General features: G+C 58.4%; 15 protein-coding genes. 6 read left to right on the top strand and 9 right to left on the bottom strand.

The window, feature by feature from the left end:
* Positions 1-66: 66 nt before the first annotated feature.
* From BQ7486_RS07140 to BQ7486_RS07120, 5 genes are all read right to left on the bottom strand, one after another.
* The gene (locus BQ7486_RS07140) at positions 67-1,530 is read right to left on the bottom strand and encodes an FAD-dependent oxidoreductase (protein WP_074009511.1); all 1,464 of its coding nucleotides are present in this window, start codon (positions 1,528-1,530) and stop codon (positions 67-69) included.
* A complete protein-coding gene (locus tag BQ7486_RS07135; protein WP_084765769.1) occupies positions 1,527-2,162 on the bottom strand; it encodes a response regulator transcription factor in 636 nt (211 codons plus the stop codon). Before BQ7486_RS07135 ends, BQ7486_RS07140 begins: the two co-directional genes overlap by 4 nt.
* Complete coding sequence (locus tag BQ7486_RS07130) at positions 2,159-4,027, bottom strand: sensor histidine kinase (protein ID WP_074009510.1); 1,869 nt, start codon at positions 4,025-4,027, stop codon at positions 2,159-2,161. The genes BQ7486_RS07135 and BQ7486_RS07130 overlap by 4 nt, the downstream gene beginning before the upstream one ends.
* A gap of 150 nt (positions 4,028-4,177) precedes the next feature.
* Entirely contained in the window at positions 4,178-5,974 is a 1,797-nt protein-coding gene (locus BQ7486_RS07125) for a [FeFe] hydrogenase, group A (protein WP_074009509.1), read from the bottom strand.
* A 3-nt stretch (positions 5,975-5,977) separates the two neighbouring features.
* A complete protein-coding gene (locus BQ7486_RS07120) occupies positions 5,978-7,996 on the bottom strand; it encodes an FAD-dependent oxidoreductase (protein ID WP_074009508.1) in 2,019 nt (672 codons plus the stop codon).
* Between the two features lie 417 nt (positions 7,997-8,413).
* Between BQ7486_RS07120 and BQ7486_RS07115 the strand changes: the two genes are divergently transcribed.
* The 5 genes from BQ7486_RS07115 (at position 8,414) to BQ7486_RS07095 (ending at position 13,529) form a co-directional block, all read left to right on the top strand.
* Complete coding sequence (locus tag BQ7486_RS07115) at positions 8,414-9,094, top strand: 4'-phosphopantetheinyl transferase family protein (protein ID WP_074009507.1); 681 nt, start codon at positions 8,414-8,416, stop codon at positions 9,092-9,094.
* Between the two features lie 290 nt (positions 9,095-9,384).
* On the top strand, positions 9,385-10,878 hold the full coding sequence (locus tag BQ7486_RS07110; RefSeq protein WP_074009506.1) for an amino acid permease: 1,494 nt from the start codon (positions 9,385-9,387) through the stop codon (positions 10,876-10,878).
* Positions 10,879-11,006: 128 nt separating this feature from the next.
* Positions 11,007-11,987 carry an ABC transporter substrate-binding protein gene (locus BQ7486_RS07105; protein ID WP_074009505.1) on the top strand — a complete coding sequence of 327 codons (981 nt, stop codon included), beginning with the start codon at positions 11,007-11,009 and terminating at the stop codon, positions 11,985-11,987.
* 10 nt (positions 11,988-11,997) lie between these two features.
* The gene (locus BQ7486_RS07100; protein ID WP_074009504.1) at positions 11,998-12,792 is read left to right on the top strand and encodes an ABC transporter ATP-binding protein; all 795 of its coding nucleotides are present in this window, start codon (positions 11,998-12,000) and stop codon (positions 12,790-12,792) included.
* Positions 12,789-13,529, top strand: coding sequence for an ABC transporter permease (locus BQ7486_RS07095; RefSeq protein ID WP_074009503.1), 741 nt, complete (start codon positions 12,789-12,791; stop codon positions 13,527-13,529). Before BQ7486_RS07100 ends, BQ7486_RS07095 begins: the two co-directional genes overlap by 4 nt.
* Before the next feature lie 69 nt (positions 13,530-13,598).
* On the opposite strand, the gene BQ7486_RS07090 is transcribed toward BQ7486_RS07095, so the two are convergent.
* The 3 genes from BQ7486_RS07090 to BQ7486_RS11715 all read right to left on the bottom strand — a co-directional run bounded on the left by BQ7486_RS07090 (position 13,599) and on the right by BQ7486_RS11715 (position 16,414).
* Positions 13,599-14,585, bottom strand: coding sequence for an iron-containing alcohol dehydrogenase (locus tag BQ7486_RS07090; protein ID WP_074009502.1), 987 nt, complete (start codon positions 14,583-14,585; stop codon positions 13,599-13,601).
* The gene (locus BQ7486_RS07085) at positions 14,578-16,179 is read right to left on the bottom strand and encodes a hypothetical protein (RefSeq protein WP_074009501.1); all 1,602 of its coding nucleotides are present in this window, start codon (positions 16,177-16,179) and stop codon (positions 14,578-14,580) included. The genes BQ7486_RS07090 and BQ7486_RS07085 overlap by 8 nt, the downstream gene beginning before the upstream one ends.
* Before the next feature lie 61 nt (positions 16,180-16,240).
* Positions 16,241-16,414 carry an iron-containing alcohol dehydrogenase gene (locus BQ7486_RS11715; RefSeq protein ID WP_143183088.1) on the bottom strand — a complete coding sequence of 58 codons (174 nt, stop codon included), beginning with the start codon at positions 16,412-16,414 and terminating at the stop codon, positions 16,241-16,243.
* Between the two features lie 302 nt (positions 16,415-16,716).
* On the opposite strand from BQ7486_RS11715, the gene BQ7486_RS07080 reads away from it, so the two are divergent.
* Positions 16,717-17,967 (top strand): OmpP1/FadL family transporter, encoded by a 1,251-nt coding sequence (locus tag BQ7486_RS07080; protein WP_235836753.1) that lies wholly within the window; start codon positions 16,717-16,719, stop codon positions 17,965-17,967.
* A 140-nt stretch (positions 17,968-18,107) separates the two neighbouring features.
* Here BQ7486_RS07080 and BQ7486_RS07075 read toward each other — a convergent pair whose 3' ends face one another.
* Positions 18,108-19,613 carry a C69 family dipeptidase gene (locus BQ7486_RS07075; RefSeq protein ID WP_074009499.1) on the bottom strand — a complete coding sequence of 502 codons (1,506 nt, stop codon included), beginning with the start codon at positions 19,611-19,613 and terminating at the stop codon, positions 18,108-18,110.
* Positions 19,614-19,801 lie beyond the last annotated feature (188 nt).

Below are 19,801 nucleotides of genomic sequence, written 5' to 3'. Positions count from 1 at the left end.
GGCATTGGAAGGAAGCGGTTTGTGTCTTTGCGGATTCAGGCCGCTTTTTTCATACCCGCAAAAATATCAGGCCGCCGCGGCGTTGCGCCCGGCAATGCGCCCGACGGTTAAGGCGTCAATAAGGCCGCAGGAGGAAAGGCGCGCCTCCCCGTTTAAGCCTCCTGTGATTTCGCCCGCGGCAAAAAGCCCGGGCACCGGCGCGTCATCGGTGACGCTTAAGACCCGGGCTTGAGAATCAATTGCAACACCCCCGCCGCAAAGCTGGACTTTGGCGGCAAACCGGCAGGCGTACCAGGGCCCCTCGCCGATCAGTTCATTGGTGGGGCTTAAAACCCGGCCGAGGTAGTCGTCGGGATCGTTGGCGGCAAGCGTTTCATTGATGCGGCTGATTTCGTCCTGAAGCGGTATCAGAGGAACGCCAAGGTCTGAGGCGAGTTCGGAGAGCGTCGCGTATTTCAGTACAAAGCCGTGCTGCACAAGCGCCTCCACGTCACTCTTTTTAAACAGGGCCGACCTCGGATGCGCCGCGGCGCGGGCGTCGGCAACCGCAAGGCAATGCTCCCCGGCACTGATCACACCGAGGACGGCGTTGGTGCGCGTAGTGTTGTCCGCGGTTTCATTCACAAAGCGCCGTCCGGTTTCCTGCACGACCCAGAGGCCCTGCGATGCCGCACAGTACTGATTGAACTTCCAGGCGCTCCCCCACCCTTTTTCGTCAGCGCAGGCTTCCGGCACGCAGTGGATGTACTGCATGTGGATCACCCAGGCGCCGATATCTGAGAGAGCCCTGATCACTTCGCTCGTGCTTCCGGGCTGGGTTGTCGTGCTGATGCCGGGGCCGAGCCGCCAGCTCTGCATCTGCCGCATCGCGATGTCCGCGCCAAAGCCTCCGGCAGCCGCCACGACCGCTTTCCGTGCCTTAATGGTAACGGGGTGAAGGCCCGCGGCGTCGGTCACAAGTGCCGTAACGCCCGTGACGCGTCCTGTGTCATCGGTGAGAAAGCCGGTGACGCGGGTATTAAGACGGACTGAGACGCCCAAGGCCGAAACGCGCTCTGCGAGGGGGTTCATAAGGCCCTCACCCTGATTGGCAAGCGCCACGCAGCGCCTGACCGAGTGGCCGTAGTCGTATTCCACGCCCCGGCTCCAGTGAACGCCGAGCTCATCGATTGTCCACTGCCAGGTGGCAAGGGCGTTTTCCGTGAGCAGCGCAATTCTGTGCGGGTGACTGATTTTTGTGACCTTCATAAGGTCGTTGAACATGAGTTCGGGGTTGTCTCCGATGCCGGCTTCGCTTTGCTGTGGGGTGCCGGGGACGGCCGCAAGGCCCTGACTGATGACGGAGTTGCCGCCGATACTGCCCATTTTTTCCAGCACGATGACTTCGGCCCCTGCCTTACGGGCTTCCAGGGCGGCCGCAAGCCCTGCGGCACCGGACCCCACCACAACGACGTCAAAGGTTTCTTCTTCGGGGAGAGTTCCGCGGACGGCCCCGGTGAGGACCGCGCGGCGCGAAAGCGTTTCACTCATGCGGCAGTGTCTCCCAAAAGCGAACGGATGCGGTTAACGGCCTCTGTGAGTTCCACCACGCCCTTAACGCCTAATTTGCGGTTGATTTCAGAGCGGTGCACCTGCACGGTTTTCACTGAGATGCCCCCAAGGCGGATTCCCACCTCACGGTTTAAAAGCCCTTTGGCGAGAAGCTTGGCGACGTCTTTTTCCTTGGGCGTCAACGTGTTCCAGCGGGCAACGGCCTCGCCCGGATCGGGTTTGTTCGCTTGGGTCTGCGCAACGGCCTTATACACGGCTTCCATCAGGCGCGACGGATCTGCGGTTTTCTGCACAAAGGCGACGGCACCTCTCTGCATCGTGTCCACCGCCATATCAATGTCGCCGTGGGCGGACAAAAAGACAACGGGAAGGCGGATGCCGCGCCGGATCATCTCTTCCTGAAGTTCAAGCCCGGTCATCCCGTCCATTTTGACGTCCAGGATGAGGCACCCGGGGCGCGAGGGCGCATCGTCGGTTAAAAAGGCCTGCGCGCTCGGGTACGTTTTAACCGCAAAGCCTTCTGCGGTGAGCATGTATTCCAGAGAGCCCCGCATATGGGCATCGTCGTCCACCACGCGGATGAGGATATTTTCATTTTCGCCCGGCATCATGGGTCGACTCCGTCGGGTTTGTGCCGCGGTGTGTCGCAAGCGGGGGCCGCGGGCAGCAGCACGTGTGCCGTGAGGCCCTTTTCCGGGGTATTAAGCGTGAAACTTAACTGCCCCACGCAGTTTTCACAGAGCCGGTGCACGAGGGTTAACCCCATGCCGAGACTGCCGGCTTTACTTGAGGCCATCACGCTGCGGCCGAGTTTGGTGAGTGTTTCAGCGTCGACGCCCGGGCCGTTATCACGGATCCGAACTTCAATGCGGCCGCCTGTGACGGTGCTTGAGACCTCAACCTTGGCTTTGGCTTCGCCCTGCACGGCCTGAGAGGCGTTCGTAAGGAGATTCACAATGATGAGCTCAAAGTCAATGGGGTCGATGTAGACCGCGGCGTCTTCGAGGTGCCCCAAAAGAATCTGAACGCCCGCGGCTTTGCCGGAAAGGCAGAAGCGCTGAGTGATTCTGAGAATTTCGCTTTTCACTGAAATGTTGCGCCGCTCGTTTTTACCCTTACTGTAGGAGCGGACGCGGTCAATGATTTCGCCCGCACGCGCGGCCTCGGCGCCGATCGCATCCACGGCTTTGCAGAGCTCCTCGTCAGGGTTGTCGCTGTCTTCGAGCCGCCTCAAAACGCCGCGCGAGAGGTTCTGAATGCCCGCCAAAGGCTGCTTGATCTCGTGCGCGACAAGGCTGGAGATCTGCCCGACGGCTCCGGCTCTCTGAAGGGCATCGAGCTGCTCATGGGTTTCAAAGGCCTCGCGCTCGGCCCTTTTTTGCTCGGCGTTGGCGTTTTCGAGTTCCCGGGTACGGTGCCGCACGAGTTTTTCGAGAATAATGCCGTGCGCCAGAAGGCCCGTGAGCGCAATGAGAATCAGAACCGCCAAAGGCCAGTATTTTTTGGTGAGCTCGGTGAAACTGACTTCACCCAGGTTTTTGTAGGGCCCGAGCTTTAAGTCCTTGAGAAGCGCGTCAACCGCGCCGTAGTCCGTGACAATGCTCCAGTACTGGCCCCAGGCGTTGGCGGGTTTGGTCAGAAGCACCGCCGTGATGTCGCGGGCGGCGGTTTCGTTCATTCGCCTTTCGACCGCAAGCACCCAGCCCGGGTAGGTGCGCGTTGTGTGACGGCAGGTGAGACCGTCACCGGTGCGCTCCTCAATCACCTTAAGCCCTGCGGTGATGTCGCCGCTTCCCGCGCGCGTAAGGTCTTCCAAAAAACAGGCCCGGACGATTCCGGCATCAACCTCGCCTTTCTGTACCATCTCCACGACTTTGCGCATGCGCAGAGGCTCAACACGGATAAGGCGCTTATAAAAGGTTTCCGCGTTGATGCCGCGGCTCACAAGTTCCTGGGCGACCTCAAGAATCCCGGGCGAAAGCTCGCTTGTGACGGAGGCCACCCGCTTGTCGGTGAGGTCTTTAAGGGCGGTGATGTCACTTCGGCCGGTCTTGGTGATGACGGCCGCGGCATGAGCGTTATTGGTGTCGGCGTCGTTAGAGACGAGCGTCACGAGGTCGCGGTAGCGGCCCGCGGTCTGAAGCTGTAAAAGCGCCGTGGGTGCGGCCACGATGTCGGCTTCGCCCTTGGCGAGGGTTTTATTGAAGTTTTCCGCCTCAAGCCAGGTTGCCTCAAAGCGGTACTGCGGCATTTTCCACGCGATAAACCGGATGGTTTCGTCGGTAAAGGACGCGTCGTACCAGGGCGGCGAATAGGATAAAAGTGCAACTTTCAGAACCGGGCGGGCGGTAACGGAAGCGTCACCGGCAGGGGCATCCGCACGCATTCCGGCAGGCAGCGGGTCGTACTGAGCGGCCGCGGGGCCGGCCAGGAATAAGCAGATGAGAGCCGCAACGGCAAAAGGCGCCACGCGCATAAACACTTCCGGAGTGGGTTGACACAATTCAAATATTATATTTTCAGGCCGGATGAAAATGCGTTGCACAAATTATGAATTTACGTTCACTAAAAAGCCTGCCCGCTTCGAAACGAAACGGACAGGCCGGGCTGACAGCGGGCCGCGGGATTACCCGAGCTTGACGCGTTGCCAGATGTTGCGGATGGAGAGCTCCTGCGGCCCCTTCTTACGGTCCGTGTAGTGCGTGTGCAGGAGGTCTTCGGCGGTGTGCGACAGGGGCTTGACCAAAAACTCCTTGTAAAGCCGAATCACATCGGGGTTGTTGTGGCTCTGGCGGATCTGGCGCGTCTTATCCACCGCATAAATCCCGGCGATGCGTTTTTCCGCGAGATTCATGTAGTTATTCTTGACGCGCATGTTGCCGCCCCCGCCGATGCAACCGCCGGGGCACGCCATGACTTCAATGAAGTCAAAGGCGCATTTGCCCGCGGCGATGTCGGCGCACACTTTTTCGGCGTTCGCTAGCCCGTGGACCACGGCAATTTTGACTTTGCCGAGTTTCTCGAGGTCGACTTCCGCACTCTTAATCCAAGCCATGCCGCGCGCGGGTTCGTAGTCAACGGGGCCCAATTCCCGGCCGGTCGCCTTAAAGTAAACGGTTCTCAATGCCGCTTCCATCACGCCGCCGGTCGCGCCGAAAATGACGCCCGCGCCGGTGTTTTCACTCATAAAGGGCGAATCAAAGGTGCTTTCCTCGAGTTTGGCGGGGTTGATGCCCTGGCGCTGCAGAAGACGCGTGAATTCACGCACCGTCAAAACGAGGTCCGTGTCCTGCTCATAGCCCTTCATGAGCTGCGGACGCTTGATTTCATCCTTTTTGGCCGTACAGGGCATGATGGAGATGAAACGCAGCTTCTTGGGGGCAATGCCGTGCTCCTTGGCAAACCAGGTTTTCGCCAACGACCCGAAAATGCCCTGAGGCGAGCGTGTTGTCGAGAGATTGGGGATCATCTCCGGATGAATCTTTTCCACGAAGTTCACCCAGCCCGGGCAGCAGCTTGTCATCATGGGCAAAGTACCTTTCTTCGTGAGGCGCTCCAGCAGTTCGCTCCCCTCTTCCATGATGGTGACGTCGGCCCCCCAGTTGATGTCGCAGACGTAGTCCGCGCCCATCATCTTTAAGGCCGTGATGATTTTGCCCTCAAGATTGACGCCGGACTCGACACCGAAGTTTTCCCCGAGCGTGACGCGCACCGCCGGGGCAAACGCCACGATCGTCTTGATTTCGGGATCGGCAAGCCAGTCAATCGCCTGCTCGGTTTCGTCTTTTTCGCCCAGGGCGCCCGTCGGGCACACGAGCGCACACTGTCCGCACTGCACGCACGTGGGGCTGTCGGCCCAGCGCTCGGCGCCGGTGATCCCTACGCCGCACATCGTGCCGATGTCGTTAATCGTTAAGGCCGAGACCTTGTCGCCCTGAATCGTACGGCAGACTTCCACGCAGCGCGCGCAGCGGATGCATTTGTCCGCGTCGCGGATGAGACCGTTGGCGCTCCAGTCGGCGGGGCGCTTGGCGGTAAAGCGCCCGTTGCAGCCGTTATGCTGCAGACCCACGTAAAGCGCGAGGTCCTGGAGCTCACAGTTACCGTGACGCGCGCAGCTTGCGCAGTCCTGGTTGTGGTCGGCAAAGACCCAGGCCATCTGCATGCGCTGCATTTCACGGACTTTCGGCGTGCGGGTTTCGATGCGCATGCCGTCCTTTAAGGGCGTTGTGCAGCTTGTGACGATCTGCTTTTTGCCGTCGACCTCGGTTTCCACAAGGCAGAGACGGCAGGTGCCCGGGGTATGTTCCAGGGGCAGATAGGCGCAGAGCGTCGGAATGAAAATCCCCAAGCGCTTGGCGGCCTTCAGAATCGTTTCGCCTTCGGTGAAGGTAAATTCACGCCCGTTGATGAATGCTTTCATTTTTTAAACCCCCGTGCGTGTGATGTCGGCGCCCCGGACCATGTCGTTACCCGGAATCGGGCGCGGTGTGACAACGGCAAAAAGCCGGTAGCAGCGCATGCAGCGCAGCGACTCGTTGCGCGCCTCGGCCGGGCTCATCGTGAGATCGACCTCGCGGAAATTCTTTTCGCGTTCGGCAATCGGAATGTGCGGACACGGGTTACGGGTGAGTTTGGGCTGCGGCAGGCGCGGTGCGCCGTCTTCAAGCAGGCGGCAGTCGCGGATGATGCGGCCCATACGGGCGCGCGGCACAAAGCCCACGGAGCCGCGGGAGAGGTATTCATCGATACTGTCGGCGGCGCGCTGCCCGTGAGCCAGGCCGTCAATAAGCGTTGTGGGCCCCGTTGCACAGTCTCCGCCCGCAAAAACGCCGGGGCGGGAGGTTGCGAGGGCTTCGGTGACCGCGATGTTGCCGCGGCGGTCCAGGAGCACGCCGTCGGCGTCGGTCAAAACATCTTTTTCCATCTTTTGGCCGATCGCGGCAATAAGTGTTGAGCAGGGAATCACAAATTCACTGCCATCGACGGGTCTCACGCCCCGTCTGCCGCGGGCGTCTTTTTCAGTGAGTTCCATGCGGGTCACCTTAACGCCGGTGACTTTGCCGTCTTCGCTCACGATCGCGACGGGGTTGGTGAGGAAGTGAAATTCGACCCCTTCGGCTTGAGCGGCCTCAATTTCTTCCATGTCGGCGCTTGCCTCTTTGATCGTGCGGCGGTAAACGACGTGGACCTTGCCGGTTGCGGTTCGCCGGGCCGTGCGGCAGCAGTCCATCGCGACGTTCCCGCAGCCCACGATCACGACGTCCCCCTCAAAGACCGGGGGCGCGTTTTTGGCAACACCCTTTTCGCACTGCAGCAGAAAATCAATGCCGTTGCGGTAGCCTTCAAGCGTCCTGTCTTCGTCCGCAAGCCCGAGGTAGGCGCCCTGCGCGCAGCCGATTCCGAGAAAGACCGCGGCGTAGCCCGCGTCAAAAAGGCCGTTAACGGTGATGTCCCGGCCGAGCCGTTCGCCGTAATGGAAAACGCCGCCGAGCTTTTTCACGGCGTCCGTTTCGCTCTGCAGCACCCCCTTGGGGAGGCGGTAGGGCGGAATCCCGCGAAGCGCCATGCCGCCCGCCTGCTCGTCTTTGTCAAAGACGTCAACGGGGTAGCCCTTCATCAGAAGATGGTAGGCGCAGTTAAGCCCCGCGGGCCCGGCACCCACGACCGCCACTTTGGCTTTGGTGGCGTCAAGCTGCGGCTTGGCGCCCTCAAACATTTCAGCGACCGACGCGCCGGCGTTATCCGACACAAAGCGCTTGATGTCGCGGATGGCAACCGCGGTATCGACGTAGTTGCGCCGGCAGGCCCCCTCACAGGGACGCACGCACACGCGCCCGCAGGTCGCAACAAGCGGATAGTGATGCAAAAGGACGCCCGCTGCAAGGTCGGTGTTGCCGTCACGGACATAGTCGATGTAGCGCGGAATGTTGACGTGCGCGGGGCAGGCTTCAATACATTTGGCGGTGACCGTCGTGTACATGTCGCCCATCAGTTCGCAGGGGTTGTCAAGGAGCCGCCCCTTAAAGTGCCTTAAGGCCCCGATGATCGCCACGGGTGTTGTGAGGCCGATCCCGCAGAGGCTTGTCTGATACATCTGCTCGGCTGAATCCAAAATATGGGCCCAGTCCACGCGGTCGCCGCGGCCGTTGACGGTATCCTCGAGCGCAAGTTCAATGAGAATCGACCCCGTGCGGCAGGGCGTGCAGCGCCCGCAGGAATTCTGACGCGCCGTACGGTAGTACTTCAGAAGTATTCCGGCCAACGGCACCTTATCGTCAAAAACAAGAAAGCCCGCGCTTCCGACTAAGGCGTCAATGGGATTGCCCGGATTAAAGTTCGTGAGCGCTGAGAGCGGCAGGTCGGCCGGAGCCGCGTCGCCGCCGTGGGTATTGTCATACCGGACGCCGTTCCAGACGCCGTAAAGTAATTTTCTGGGGGTCATGTGGTTTCGGGCCTCAGTAAGCGCTTTCAGGGCGCTTGTGATGCCCCTCCTCTGATAAGGATTGTCCGCAGGACGTATTACAACGGTCTTTTATAGCTTTAAAACTATATGTCAGAGAAAAGTTATTGGATGCGCGTAATTATCTACGCCGCCCGGCCTAGGTCTGACGGATGTTTCAGCGGCATTGTAGACGAGGCGGGGCTTTGAGACGGAGTCAGAGCAGTCTGAAAGTTCTTATCATAGAAAAACCGAAGGCAGGCTTTAGTTTTTGGCTGATCCGGCAATCCCGGAAAGGTCGTTGCGCATTGGCTATTTTTCCGCACGAAAGCCGGACTTTCCGGCCGGCCCGTGTTGCGCACGTGCGTGAGGCCTGCGTCTACAATCCCGCTTATCTGATGCCCGCTTTTATTTTGAACCATGACCACATCCGCCCCTGCCTGTTACGTTCTCACGATGCCCCGGATTGCGGAGCTGCCGCCTGAAAACCTCACGCGCGGGTGGCTCACGGAGCCGGCTCTGGTGCGCGCCGCGTCCTTTGCAAGCGTCAAGCGCCGTGCTGACTACCTTTGGGTGCGGCTGATGATGAGAGTCCTTCTGATGCGCTTTTTCGGCCGCGAGGCGGTTCTTAAAGAGCGTCCGCCCTTTTCCCCCCTGATCGTTGCCCGGGATAGCGGCGTCAGAATGCCCCTTTATGCCACGATCTCGCACACAAAGACTTTGGTCGGCGTGGCGGTGGCCGACACCCCCGCGGCGATTGACCTTGAAGTGATAGATGCAGACAGACCCGTGGCAACGCTTTACAAACGGCTTTACGGCGAGCGGCGTTTTGAAAAGGTACGGGATAACCCGGTACGCGCTTTTTATGAAGCCTGGGGCATGAACGAGTGCGCGGTGAAGCTTCCCGGGGTTTTTGTCACTGACGAAGAAGAACTCGCCGTCAAAACGCATGAAGGACAAAAGGCAGCGGTGTTTTCTGAGGAACTCACGGAAAAGACGCTTCTCACCGTTGTGACCGCCGAGAAAACCGATCTCCGGCTTCTCACCACGACGGCAGAGGAAGTGGCTGCGTCATTGACGGCCGAAACTGCCTTTCTCTGATGTCGGGGCTTGTCTTTCCCCCATATAAGAAGAAACTGCGCGGGGAATTGCTCCCCCGCGCAGCCACCATGTCAGGCCGGTTGTTTGGTTTCAAGCCGGTCTTTGTTTTTATTGTATTTTCGTATTTCTGACGTACGAAAAACCAGCGCTTGTGCCTTGAGACGAAGTCCTTACGCATAAACGCCTACACCTCATTATCCGACATTTATGGAAATTTTTCGATCTTTCGGGCTATGGTTCGCCCCAAGGATCCCCCCAAGTGTCGCCGTTGAGACAACGCTAAGCACAAAATCCGCTGTACGACCAACACTGACGCAACCAACCATCAGCTCAAACGCATCCTGAAGCCCCGGCATCTGACGATGCTCGCGCTCGGGGGCTCGATCGGTACCGGGCTTTTTGTGGCCTCCGGCGCCGCGATCAGTCAGGCGGGACCGGGCGGGGCGCTTGCGGCCTACCTCGTGATCGGCGTGATGGTGTACTTTCTGATGACGGCGTTGGGCGAACTTGCCGCCTTTTCTCCTGTGAGCGGCGCCTTTGCCGCCTACGGCGAACGGTTTGTGGATCCGGGCTTTGGGTACGCCCTGGCCGTCAATTACGTCTACAACTGGGCCGTGACGATTGCCGTTGACCTCGTTGCCGCGCAGATTGTGATCAACTACTGGTTTCCGGACATCCCGGGCTGGTACTGGAGCGCGCTTTTTCTTGCCCTTCTTTTTTTCATCAACTGGGGGTCCGCAAAGAGTTTCGGCGAATCTGAATTCTGGTTTGCCTTTGTTAAGGTTGCGACCATCATCATCTTTAGCGTCGTGGGGTTACTCATGATCTGGGGGATCTTCGCGGGCGACGCTCCCGCGGGATGGGCGAACTGGACCGTCGGCGACGCCCCCTTTGCGGGCGGCTGGCACACACTTTTTATGACCGCGATGGTGGTGGGGTTCTCGTTTCAGGGGACCGAACTCATGGGAATTGCCGCCGGTGAAAGCGAAAAACCGGGCAAGAACATTCCCAAGGCCGCGCACCAAATCTTCTGGCGCATTCTCCTTTTTTATATCCTCTCCATTCTGGTGATCAGCCTCATCATCCCGTATACGGACCCGCGGCTGCTTAAAAACGAGCTTACCGACATCAGCGTGAGTCCCTTTACGCTTGTGTTTGAGCGCGCGGGTCTCTTGTCCGCTGCCGCCATCATGAACGCCGTCGTGCTCACAACCGTTTTGTCCGCGGGCAATTCCGGGTTGTATGCCGCAACGCGCATGCTCTATGTTCTCGCAACGGAGGGCAAGGCTCCCCGCTTTTTCGCGCGTCTTTCGGCTTCGGGCGTTCCGCGGCGCGCCCTGATTGCCGTCACGGCGATTGCGGCGCTCTGCTTTTTAACAAGCATCTACGGCAAAGACACGGTCTATCTGTGGCTTATCAACACCTCCGGCATGGGCGGATTCTTGTGTTGGCTCGGGATTGCCGTCTGTCACTGGCGTTTTCGCCGGGGGCTCGCCTACCACGGGTTTGACACGTCGATTCTTCCCTACCGCGCAAAATTCTTTCCCCTGGGGACGGCCCTGGCGTTTGTAATCTGCCTGACCGTCACGCTCGGGCAAAACTATGAGGCGTTTTTAAAGGACCCCGTTGACTGGCAGGGGATTCTTGCGACCTACATCGGAATCTTTATCTTTGCGGGTGTCTGGATCGGCTACCGGTTGGTGCTCGGCGGCCGCTTTGTGCCCTACGCTGAAATGCGCTTTCCTGAAGCCGAAAAGCTCGAAAAAGAAGCGGGCAAACGCTGAAGACTTGACGCATTACCTTGGAAGCGGTTCCCGAGCCGGTAATACCTTGATCCGGCCGTGGGCGCCATGCCCCCCTTCCCTGTCAGTATGTCAGCACCGTAAAAATACATGACAGGGAGTTTTACTTCATGACGATACTCACTATTGCCCGCCGTAAACTGCTTACCACGGCCTTTGCAGCGGCCGCAGCATTGACGTTCGGGACGACAGAGGCTGCCGCGGCCGAGGCACCCGCCCGGATTGCGGCGCTGCCCGCGATTGACGCGGCGCTGTTGTATGCGGCCGAAGCTGACGGCCTCTATGCCAAAGAAGGACTCAACGTTGAGATCGTGCCCTTTAAGAGTGCTCTCGAACTCACCGCCGCCATGCGCGCCGGAAAAATTGCGGGGCACTACACGAACCTGATGACCACGATCACCCAGCGTGTGAACGGCATCGACGCCAAGGTAATCGCCACCACCTGGCACACCTGCGCAAACAACCGGGCCTTCGGCCTTGCGGTGTCTCCGAAGGCCGCGGACCGCATCACAAGTCTTGAGGTTCTGAAGGCACAAAAAGGCGTGACGACCGCGAAAAGCTCCGGCACGATCACCGACCGGATGCTCGACGTCATGATCGCTGACGCCAAGGTGGGCCCGGAGGTCTTTAAGGACGTCGAAGTCGCGCAGATTCCGATCCGGCTTCAGATGCTTAACGTCGGACGCCTTGAGACGGCACTTTTTTACGAGCCGCTTTTAACGCTCATCGAACAAAAAGGCGGCCGCGTGGTCTGGGATGACCGAAAACTTGTGAAACCCCTTTCGATGATTTCGGTGCGCGCACCCTATCAGACGCCTCATTTTGTCGGTGCTTTCCGCCGGGCGTTGTCTGAAGCCGCCAAGAGGCTTGACGCTGATCCTGAAAAGTACCGCTCGCTTCTCGTGAAAAAGGGGCTCATTCCGAAGGGGTTCGAAAAAACCTACCGGTTTCCGAAGTTCGGGGGCTTTGAGACGGCGGACGGTCTGCCGCCGCTGCCCTCAGACGCTGACGTAAAAGAAGCGGCCGACTGGCTTCTTAAAAAGGGGCTCATTAAATCGGCGCCCGATGTAAAGGCCGTCGTTTGCAGGTAAAGTGCGGGCTATGACACAGGAAAAACAGAGAACGGCCGCGGGCCTGGCGGTGAAAAACCTCACGGTTGCCTACGGCAGCCGCACGGTATTGGATAACGTCGCCTTTACGCTTCCGGCGGGAGCGTCTTTAGCTATTGTCGGAGAGTCGGGTTGCGGAAAAACGACGCTGCTCACAACAGTCGCCGGGCTTTTAAAGCCCGCGGCAGGGACGCTCACCTGGACGGATGCGGCCGGGGCCCCGGTTTCCCAGGTGCGCTCAAGCTTTGTCTGGCAAAACCTCGGACTCTTCCCGTGGAAGACGGTGGAAGGAAACCTGCGTCTTCCCTTTGAGCTTAAAAACTCCCCGGTCTCAGCAACAGAAGGCGCTTTGCGGGCCTCGGCGATGATTGAGGAATTGGGTCTCACGGGCCTTGAAAAGCGCTGGCCCTCAGAACTCTCGGGCGGCCAGCGGCAGCGTCTGGCGCTCGGGCGCGCCCTCATTGCCGAACCTGATGTGCTTTTCATGGATGAGCCCTTCTCGGCGCTTGACGCTTTAAGGCGCGAACGGCTGCAGGACTTTTTGGCCGGCATGCGCGTTACGCGGCCCGTCACGATGATCTTTGTGACACACGATATCGCCGAAGCCGTGTTTCTGGCTTCCCACGTTCTGCTTCTTGCGGCCAACCCTCCGCGGGTGCTCGAACTCTGTGAAAATCCCGCCTTTAATCGGCAAACACAGTGCGCCGACCGCGAAAGCGACACCTTTTTTGATGCGGTGCGGCATGTCCACGCTACGTTAAGAAACGCAGGAGGCAATTCAAGATGAAGTCACTCATTCTGCGTTATGTGACGGGCAGCGTCGTTTTGCTTGCTCTTTGGGAAGCCGGAAGCCGGGCGCTGGGCCCGGAAATTCTTCCCGATCCCCTGGCCTCGCTCGTGCTTTTTGCGGTGTCTCTGGGCGATCCCGGTTTTCTGGGGCACATCGGCGTGAGCCTTGTGCGGTTGATCGGCGCCCTCGCGGTTGCCGTCGTCACGGGCTTTAGTCTGGGGCTTTGGTTCGGGCACAGCAAAAAGGCTGACTGGCTGGGAGCCCCCTTAACCTTTATTACGCTGCCTCTGCCCAAAATCGTTCTGTTGCCCGTCTTTTTTACGGTGCTGGGGTTAGGAGACGCCTCGCGCGTTCTTTTGATTGCTCTGGCCACGGGCTATCAGATTCTCGTGATTGTGAGAGAAAGCGCTCTGGCGCTTGACCCCTCGTACGAAATGTCGTTAAGAAGCATGGGCGCGACGGCAGGCGAGCGTTTCCGGCACGCCTACCTCCCGGCGGCGCTCCCCGCCCTCATCACCTCGCTTAAAGTGAGTCTCGGAACAGCGCTTGCGGTGCTTTTTCTGGCGGAGAGCTTTGCGACCGACTCGGGCCTGGGCTGGCTCATCATGGACGCCTGGGGCTTAGCCGACATGGGGCGGATGTTTACCGGAATTCTCGGTATGTGCGTGCTGGGGCTCCTTTTCTACGGCGCAATCGGAATTGCGCAAAAGCTCCTTTGCCCCTGGATGCGGTAACAACCGAGCGAAATAGAAAAACGCCTGAGCGTTCCGAAGCGGGATTCTCAGGCGTTTCTATATGGCCGGTCAGAGGGAGGCCTTCAAAATGGCGATGACAGCGGCTTTATCAAGCGGCGTAAAGGCCGTCTCGAGCGGGAACCAGTGTTTAAGCACGTGCTCTGCCATCGCTTCAAAGTGCTCGTCAGTAACGCCCATTTCGGAGAGCCTTGAAGGAAGTCCGAGCGACGTAAAGAATTCGGCCGTGCGGTCAATGGCCTTGCGGGCCGTTTCCATGATATCGGCCTTTGCGTCAAGTCCCCACACTCTGACGCCGTACTGCGCAAAGCGCGGCGCCGTCTTTTCGTTTAAGGTGTGCCGCATCCAGCGGGGAGTGATGACCGCAAGCCCCGCGCCGTGGGTGATGTCGGTATAGGCCGAAATCTCGTGTTCAATCCCGTGGCAGGGCCAGGCCGAGGCCGAGCGCCCGATTGAAAGAATCCCGCAGCAGCCAAAGGAACTCGCCATCATCAGCTGTGCCCGGGCTTCGTAGTCCTCGGGGTTTTTCAGTGCCGCGGGCGCGTACTTGATGACGGTTCTTAACATTGCTTCGCACATGCCGTCGGTGAGTTCGTTGCCTTCGGCGACAAAGTACTGCTCAAAGGTGTGCGACATGATGTCGGCGGCGCCGGCTGCGGTGTGCCGCGCAGGGACCGTAAAGGTGTACGTCGGATCCATGATGGAAGCCACCGGGAAAAGGTTCGGAGCCGCGAGAAAGAGCTTTTCGTCCGTGTCGGGATTGGAAATAACGCCCGAGTTATCGTATTCGCTACCGGTGGCGGCAAGCGTGAGAACTGCGAAAAACGGAAGCGTCCGACCGATTTTCGCGGAGTCGTACATCAGATTCCAGGCGTCACCCTCGTAGAAAGTGCCGGCCGCGATGCACTTGGTGGCGTCAATGACGCTTCCGCCGCCCACGGCCACGATGAAGTCGATATTTTCCTTGCGGCAGAGCTCAATTGCCTTTTTTATCGTTCCGATCTTGGGATTGGGTTCAATGCCGCCGAACCTAAACAACCCGCGCTTGAAAGCGCGGGGTTTCCTGACACGGTGCAGGCTTTCCCGTAACAGCCAAGGTTTTTGAGGCCTTGTCTGCCCGGGCGTCCCCTGCACCACAGGAACATTTAAAACGCAACCGCTCTACGGGTACGGGCTTCATCAGCTCGATCCGTCGGTTCCGGCGAAGGACTGCTTCGTCTTGCCGATTCGCTGGTTTGTACTGCACTACTGATCCGGCGTTCCCTGAGACTTGTTTGAGCCTCGCAAGCGCTGATTGCTCAGCCTTCAGATCGTAGCTGTCAGTGGCGGGATCCGCAAAATACAGGTTCATGGCGGCCGCGACATCGCGGTCCATGTACCAGTCCGTATCTCCCAACTGATGACTTCTCTCCCAAAGAGCCTTCTTACGGTACGTTCCCGTTTCGGGATCGTGCTGACTCGGGCACAGTTTCCGGGGACTGACTTCCACCACACAACAGCCGGCGCTTTCAGCCTTACTTGTCATCCGGGTTATCAATCCTGCAATACCGCTTTTGCCCAAACTCTTGCCGTATCCGGCTCTCTGAAATGCTTTGTATGAGTTCTTCTCCACAATGACGGTGCCGGCCCTGCCGAACACCTGGTTAATCACTTCGCCGTGCAGGCAACGGCGGGTTTCCGCCTGGCGGCGGTACAGATCCGCAAGTTTTGCCTTTGTTGCCTTATAGGTCTTGGATTCCTTCCAGACAATCTTTTTTCCGGCGGCTTTAACGGTGCCGTCCGCGTTGTAGCACTCCCGATTCGTGTCTCTGCGGGAGCGGTCCATGGCACGTAAAAGACGCGCAATCTCCTTTTCCTGAGAGACAGTGCCCGCGCTCACCAAAATCTTCTGCTGCCACTCGGGGCTGTAAAAAGTCATGGTCCTCGGGCCCGGGTCAACAGCCACCTTGAGATCCTTGGGAGCATAAACGTGCTTGACGGGCGGTACGCCTTCGACAATGAGCTGAACAAAGTAGCGCATACGGCCGCGGATCATCCGCCGGACAAGACGGCAGTATTTGACACGCTTAAAGCCGGACGGATCTGTTGCTGAAAGAAGAGCTTCTTTCTGCCAGGCATCCGGCGCTTCAGCCTTTATCACCAGATCCAAAACCTCGAGCGTCCACGTCTTGGCCTTCCAACGCAACCCTGTTTTGTTTGATTTTCCCTCAACGCTGTGCAAGCCCCGTTTAGCACTCTTAAACCGCGGCTGACCTCCCTGATGAAGCAGCCAGCGCTCAATGCCCTGCCAGACACGTGTGGCAATTTTCTGCGCTTCGTTGATGCCGATGCGCTTTGTAAAGCCGCCCTTGGCACGGTGCTCTTTCACGACATCATGCAGGGCATACTCGGAAAGGTGGGCGGACTTCTGAATTTCCTTAAACCGCTTGTTGCGGTCTTTGCCCTTGGGCATCGCGGCCGTCAGCTTCCATGCTTCAGTGCTTTTCATGGCGCGCACACGTTTCTTTGCCGTTCCGAGAACAGCATTGAAGAGCTGGCGTGCATCGGAGAAGTAGGTCTCCAGTGCACTTTCCTGATCCTCTCCGGTTTTCAGGCCCAGCTCGATGACAAAGGACGGGGTGCGCGATTTCATAGCGGCTGAATATACCTTAAGCGAAAACTATGTGCATGGTTTGGCTGCGTTTGGGCCAAGATTAAAATAATTTCGAAAGCCCGCATTCCTCCCGGGGCTCAAGCCCCGGGCTTCCTGCGGGAAATTCTGTGATGAGCACGCGCTCACCGCGCCCTGTGGTAAGTTTTCCGAGCTCGGCAACGCGCCCCTTGCCGAAAACAATGTGGGTAGGCAGATAAAGGTCAAAGTCCTGCATGTCTTACTCCTGAAACCAAGTTCCCGAAACGGGATGTGCGGGCATTGTAGGATTTCAAAAGGCCGCGGCGCCCTCTGCTTCTTTCGAAAATCTGCCTGATTCTCTTCAGGTGTCATGCGGTACTGATTTCATCTTAAGGCATTCATCCGTTTACCTTAATTTTTAAAAAAACGGACTAATCCGCACACGGTACTTTATGCGTTAACCCCTGATTTTTTGGGCTTTCAGCTGCTCTTTCGGTCTCTAGAATCCGATTCGAATTTTTTCTGACTGTTGGTTGATCCCAGTACAAAATGAAAACAATGATGAAATCCGTCGCCGTTGCCGGACTGATTGCAATGGCCTCTTCCACCTACGCTGCCGGCTTTATGCTGACTGAGCAGTCGGCATCGTCCCTTGGCCGCGCCTACGCGGGCGCCGGCGTTGACGGCACCGATATTTCCGGCGTTTTCTACAACCCCGCCACGATGACCCTGCATCCGGGCACGCAGATTCAGGCAGGCTTTGTCGCGATCGGCCTTGACCTGGACTACAAGGGTAACAACGGCACGACCGAAAACGGGCGCGCCAACACCCAGCCCATTCCCTTCGGCTACATCAGCCATCAGGCGACAGACAACGTCTGGGTGGGCCTTGCCATGACCGTTCCCTTCGGCATGGGCACGGAATACGACGACAACTGGTTTCTTGCCAAACGCGGTATTTCCGCTCAGGTTCTCACCTTTGACTTCAACCCCAACGTTGCCTGGAAGCTTTCTGAGAAGGTGAGCCTCGGCGCCGGTATGTCCGTTCAGTACGCGTCTGCTGATCTGAAGATGAAGGATCAGGCCGATCCACCCAACAATAGGCTGACCGTAGACGGTGAAATTAATGCCGACAGCTGGGCCTGGGGCTTTAACGTCGGCATGATGTGGACGCCGGTGGATAATCTGCGTTTTGGCTTGTCTTACCGCTCTAAGGTGAATCATCATGCCAAGGGCGATTTCACGGTCAACAACTTTCGCCTGGGAGATATGGCAATTACCGGCCCCACAACAAAATATGATGCCGCGGCCTCTCTTTCCACCCCGGCTTGGCTGATGGCCACCGCCGCGTGGGATGTGAACGACCTTCTGAGCCTCTATGCCACTTTCCGCTGGACGGATTGGTCGTCCTTCAAGGATCTTGACATTAGCTACTCTGTCGGCCAGGTGACAAAGACAAATAATGTGCATAACGCCTGGAAGGACACCTACCTCGTCTCCTTGGGCGCCGACATGCGCTTCTACGACTGGTGGACGATGCGTGCCGGTATCGGTTACGAAACCTCGGCCGTGGATGAGGCACAGTACCGCACGGCCATCATTCCGGATGCTGACCGTCTGTGGCTCGCCCTGGGTTCGTCCTTTAAGGTTGCCAAAGACTTCCAGTTGGACGTTTCTGCCGCGTGGCTGCACGGTATCGGCGAACGTGACCTTTACACAAATTATAAGTGTGAGGGCGGCGTGAAGGCCGGCCGTTTTGATACGCTCGACGCCTATCTCCTCGGCGTGCAGATGGTCTACAAGTTCTGATCTGTCTGATGTGACGCACACGGGCCTCGTTCCCGCCGGGACGGGCCCTATAAAAAACGCCTGATCGGTTTGTCCGCTCAGGCGTTTTTGCTTGGCGGCCCGCCTTAAAAAGCGGGCCTTATTTACAGAGACTCAGAACATCAGTCCTTCTTTGAGCGGTTCGCGAAGAAATTGACTTTCTGGATGTCTTCCGTGCGCACCGTAAAGAGCTGGTTCATCAGATCTTCGGTGAGGTTTTCAGCGTCCGTCATGGCCTTAATGCTGAAGGCGTCCAGTGCCTTCTGAGCGGCCTTGGGATTTGTTTTCACGGTCTTCACGTAGTCCTTTTCGAACGCGGCCTGGCGCTTGGCAAGGTCGGCTTCAAAGGCGCCATAAGCCTTCTTGACGATCGGTGCGAGCTTCGGATAGTCCGTCATCACCAGCGTCTGGAGCTTACGGAACTTCCAGTAAAGGCTCTTGCTGTCGGCCTTGTCCGTGCCCATACCCCAGTGCTTCGGGTAAGCGGACATGCCCGAATACACCGGCACATAAACGGAAAGGTCCGCCATGCCCATCGCGAGGTAGGTGACCTGACCGATTGCCTTCGGCAGCCACGGTCTTACCTGCATGACGTGCGATTCATACGTACGAAAAACGCTGATCGGACGGTAGGGTTCCTTGTCGCCCTTGAGCCCATTGGTGTACGGGTCGTGGCTTGCAAGGGGCCCTGAAGCGTAGTGGTTGCGCATGATCGCGGTGAGGTCCGAGACCGTGATCTTCTGATCGGGCTTAACCCACACCGGGAACGTGCGGCCGGCTTCGACGTTTTGCTTGAGGCTCGGCGTCAGAATGCGCTGCACTTCCCAGACGCGCGGGTCGTTGTAGTCGCGGTCGCGGTAGTCGTCGCGCGTATAGGCCTTGGAGAAATTAAATTCGCCGTCTTTCTTCGGATCGTAAAAGCCGTTTTTAGTGGCCCACTGCACCAAGGTCTTCGAGGCCATAAAGTCCGGGCTCTTCGGGTCGTACTGCTGCAGGCGCCCCTGGTTGCCGGAGGCAAAGTACTTGTCCTTCGGGGTGCGCTGCGCGAGCCACTGATGTCCCGTGCCGGTTTCAAAGTACCAGGATTCGTTGTTGTCGATTAAAACAACGCCGAAGCCTTCGCCGGCCCCGATCGTTTCAACGATTTTCCCGAGAATCTCAACGCCTTCACGAGCGGTCTTTGCGCGCGGCAGGATCACTTCCGGGATGTCGTCTTCGGTGATGCCGGTTTCTTCGTTATAGGGATCGAGCTTCAGGGCATCATCACGGGCAAAAATGGATTCGGTACCGGAAAAGCCGACGCCTGCTTCATTAAAGCCTGTGGCGCCGTGAATCTGCGTCTTCCAGTTGGGAACCGTCGTGTAGCGCAGGCCGTTTTCCGCGACCGGATACTCGAACTTGTTCGCGCCGTTGTGGTCCGCGGAGCGGTACATGCCTTTGGCGTTTGTAGTGGCCGGGTGAATCAGAAGGTGCTGGGCTTTCAGTGCCGAGCTGTCGGCACTGCGGGCAATAAGAAGCGACCCGTCGGCGCTCGCCTGAGAGCCGACAACGACAGTGGTGCACGCCAGGGCGCTGCCCCAGGCAAGAGCGGCTGCCAGGGCAACGGCTGCGAACTTCATGGGTTTCATTTTGACATTTCCTCGTGTGGCAAGTGTCGGAAAGCGGTCGGCAGCAGGGAGTACGCCTGCACTACCGTCTCGGGGAAGTGAGCCGGTGACCGCCAAAGTCTCGCGGAATGAACGCGGTGGGGATGTGCGTTCACGCCGACTGCTAGATTACTCCACCTAGGCAAAAACAACTAGTCTTTCAGCATGTT

The sequence above is a fragment of the Duodenibacillus massiliensis genome, from assembly GCF_900128485.1.
Lineage (GTDB): Bacteria > Pseudomonadota > Gammaproteobacteria > Burkholderiales > Burkholderiaceae_F > Duodenibacillus > Duodenibacillus massiliensis.
This window is presented reverse-complemented; position numbering and strand designations above follow the sequence as displayed.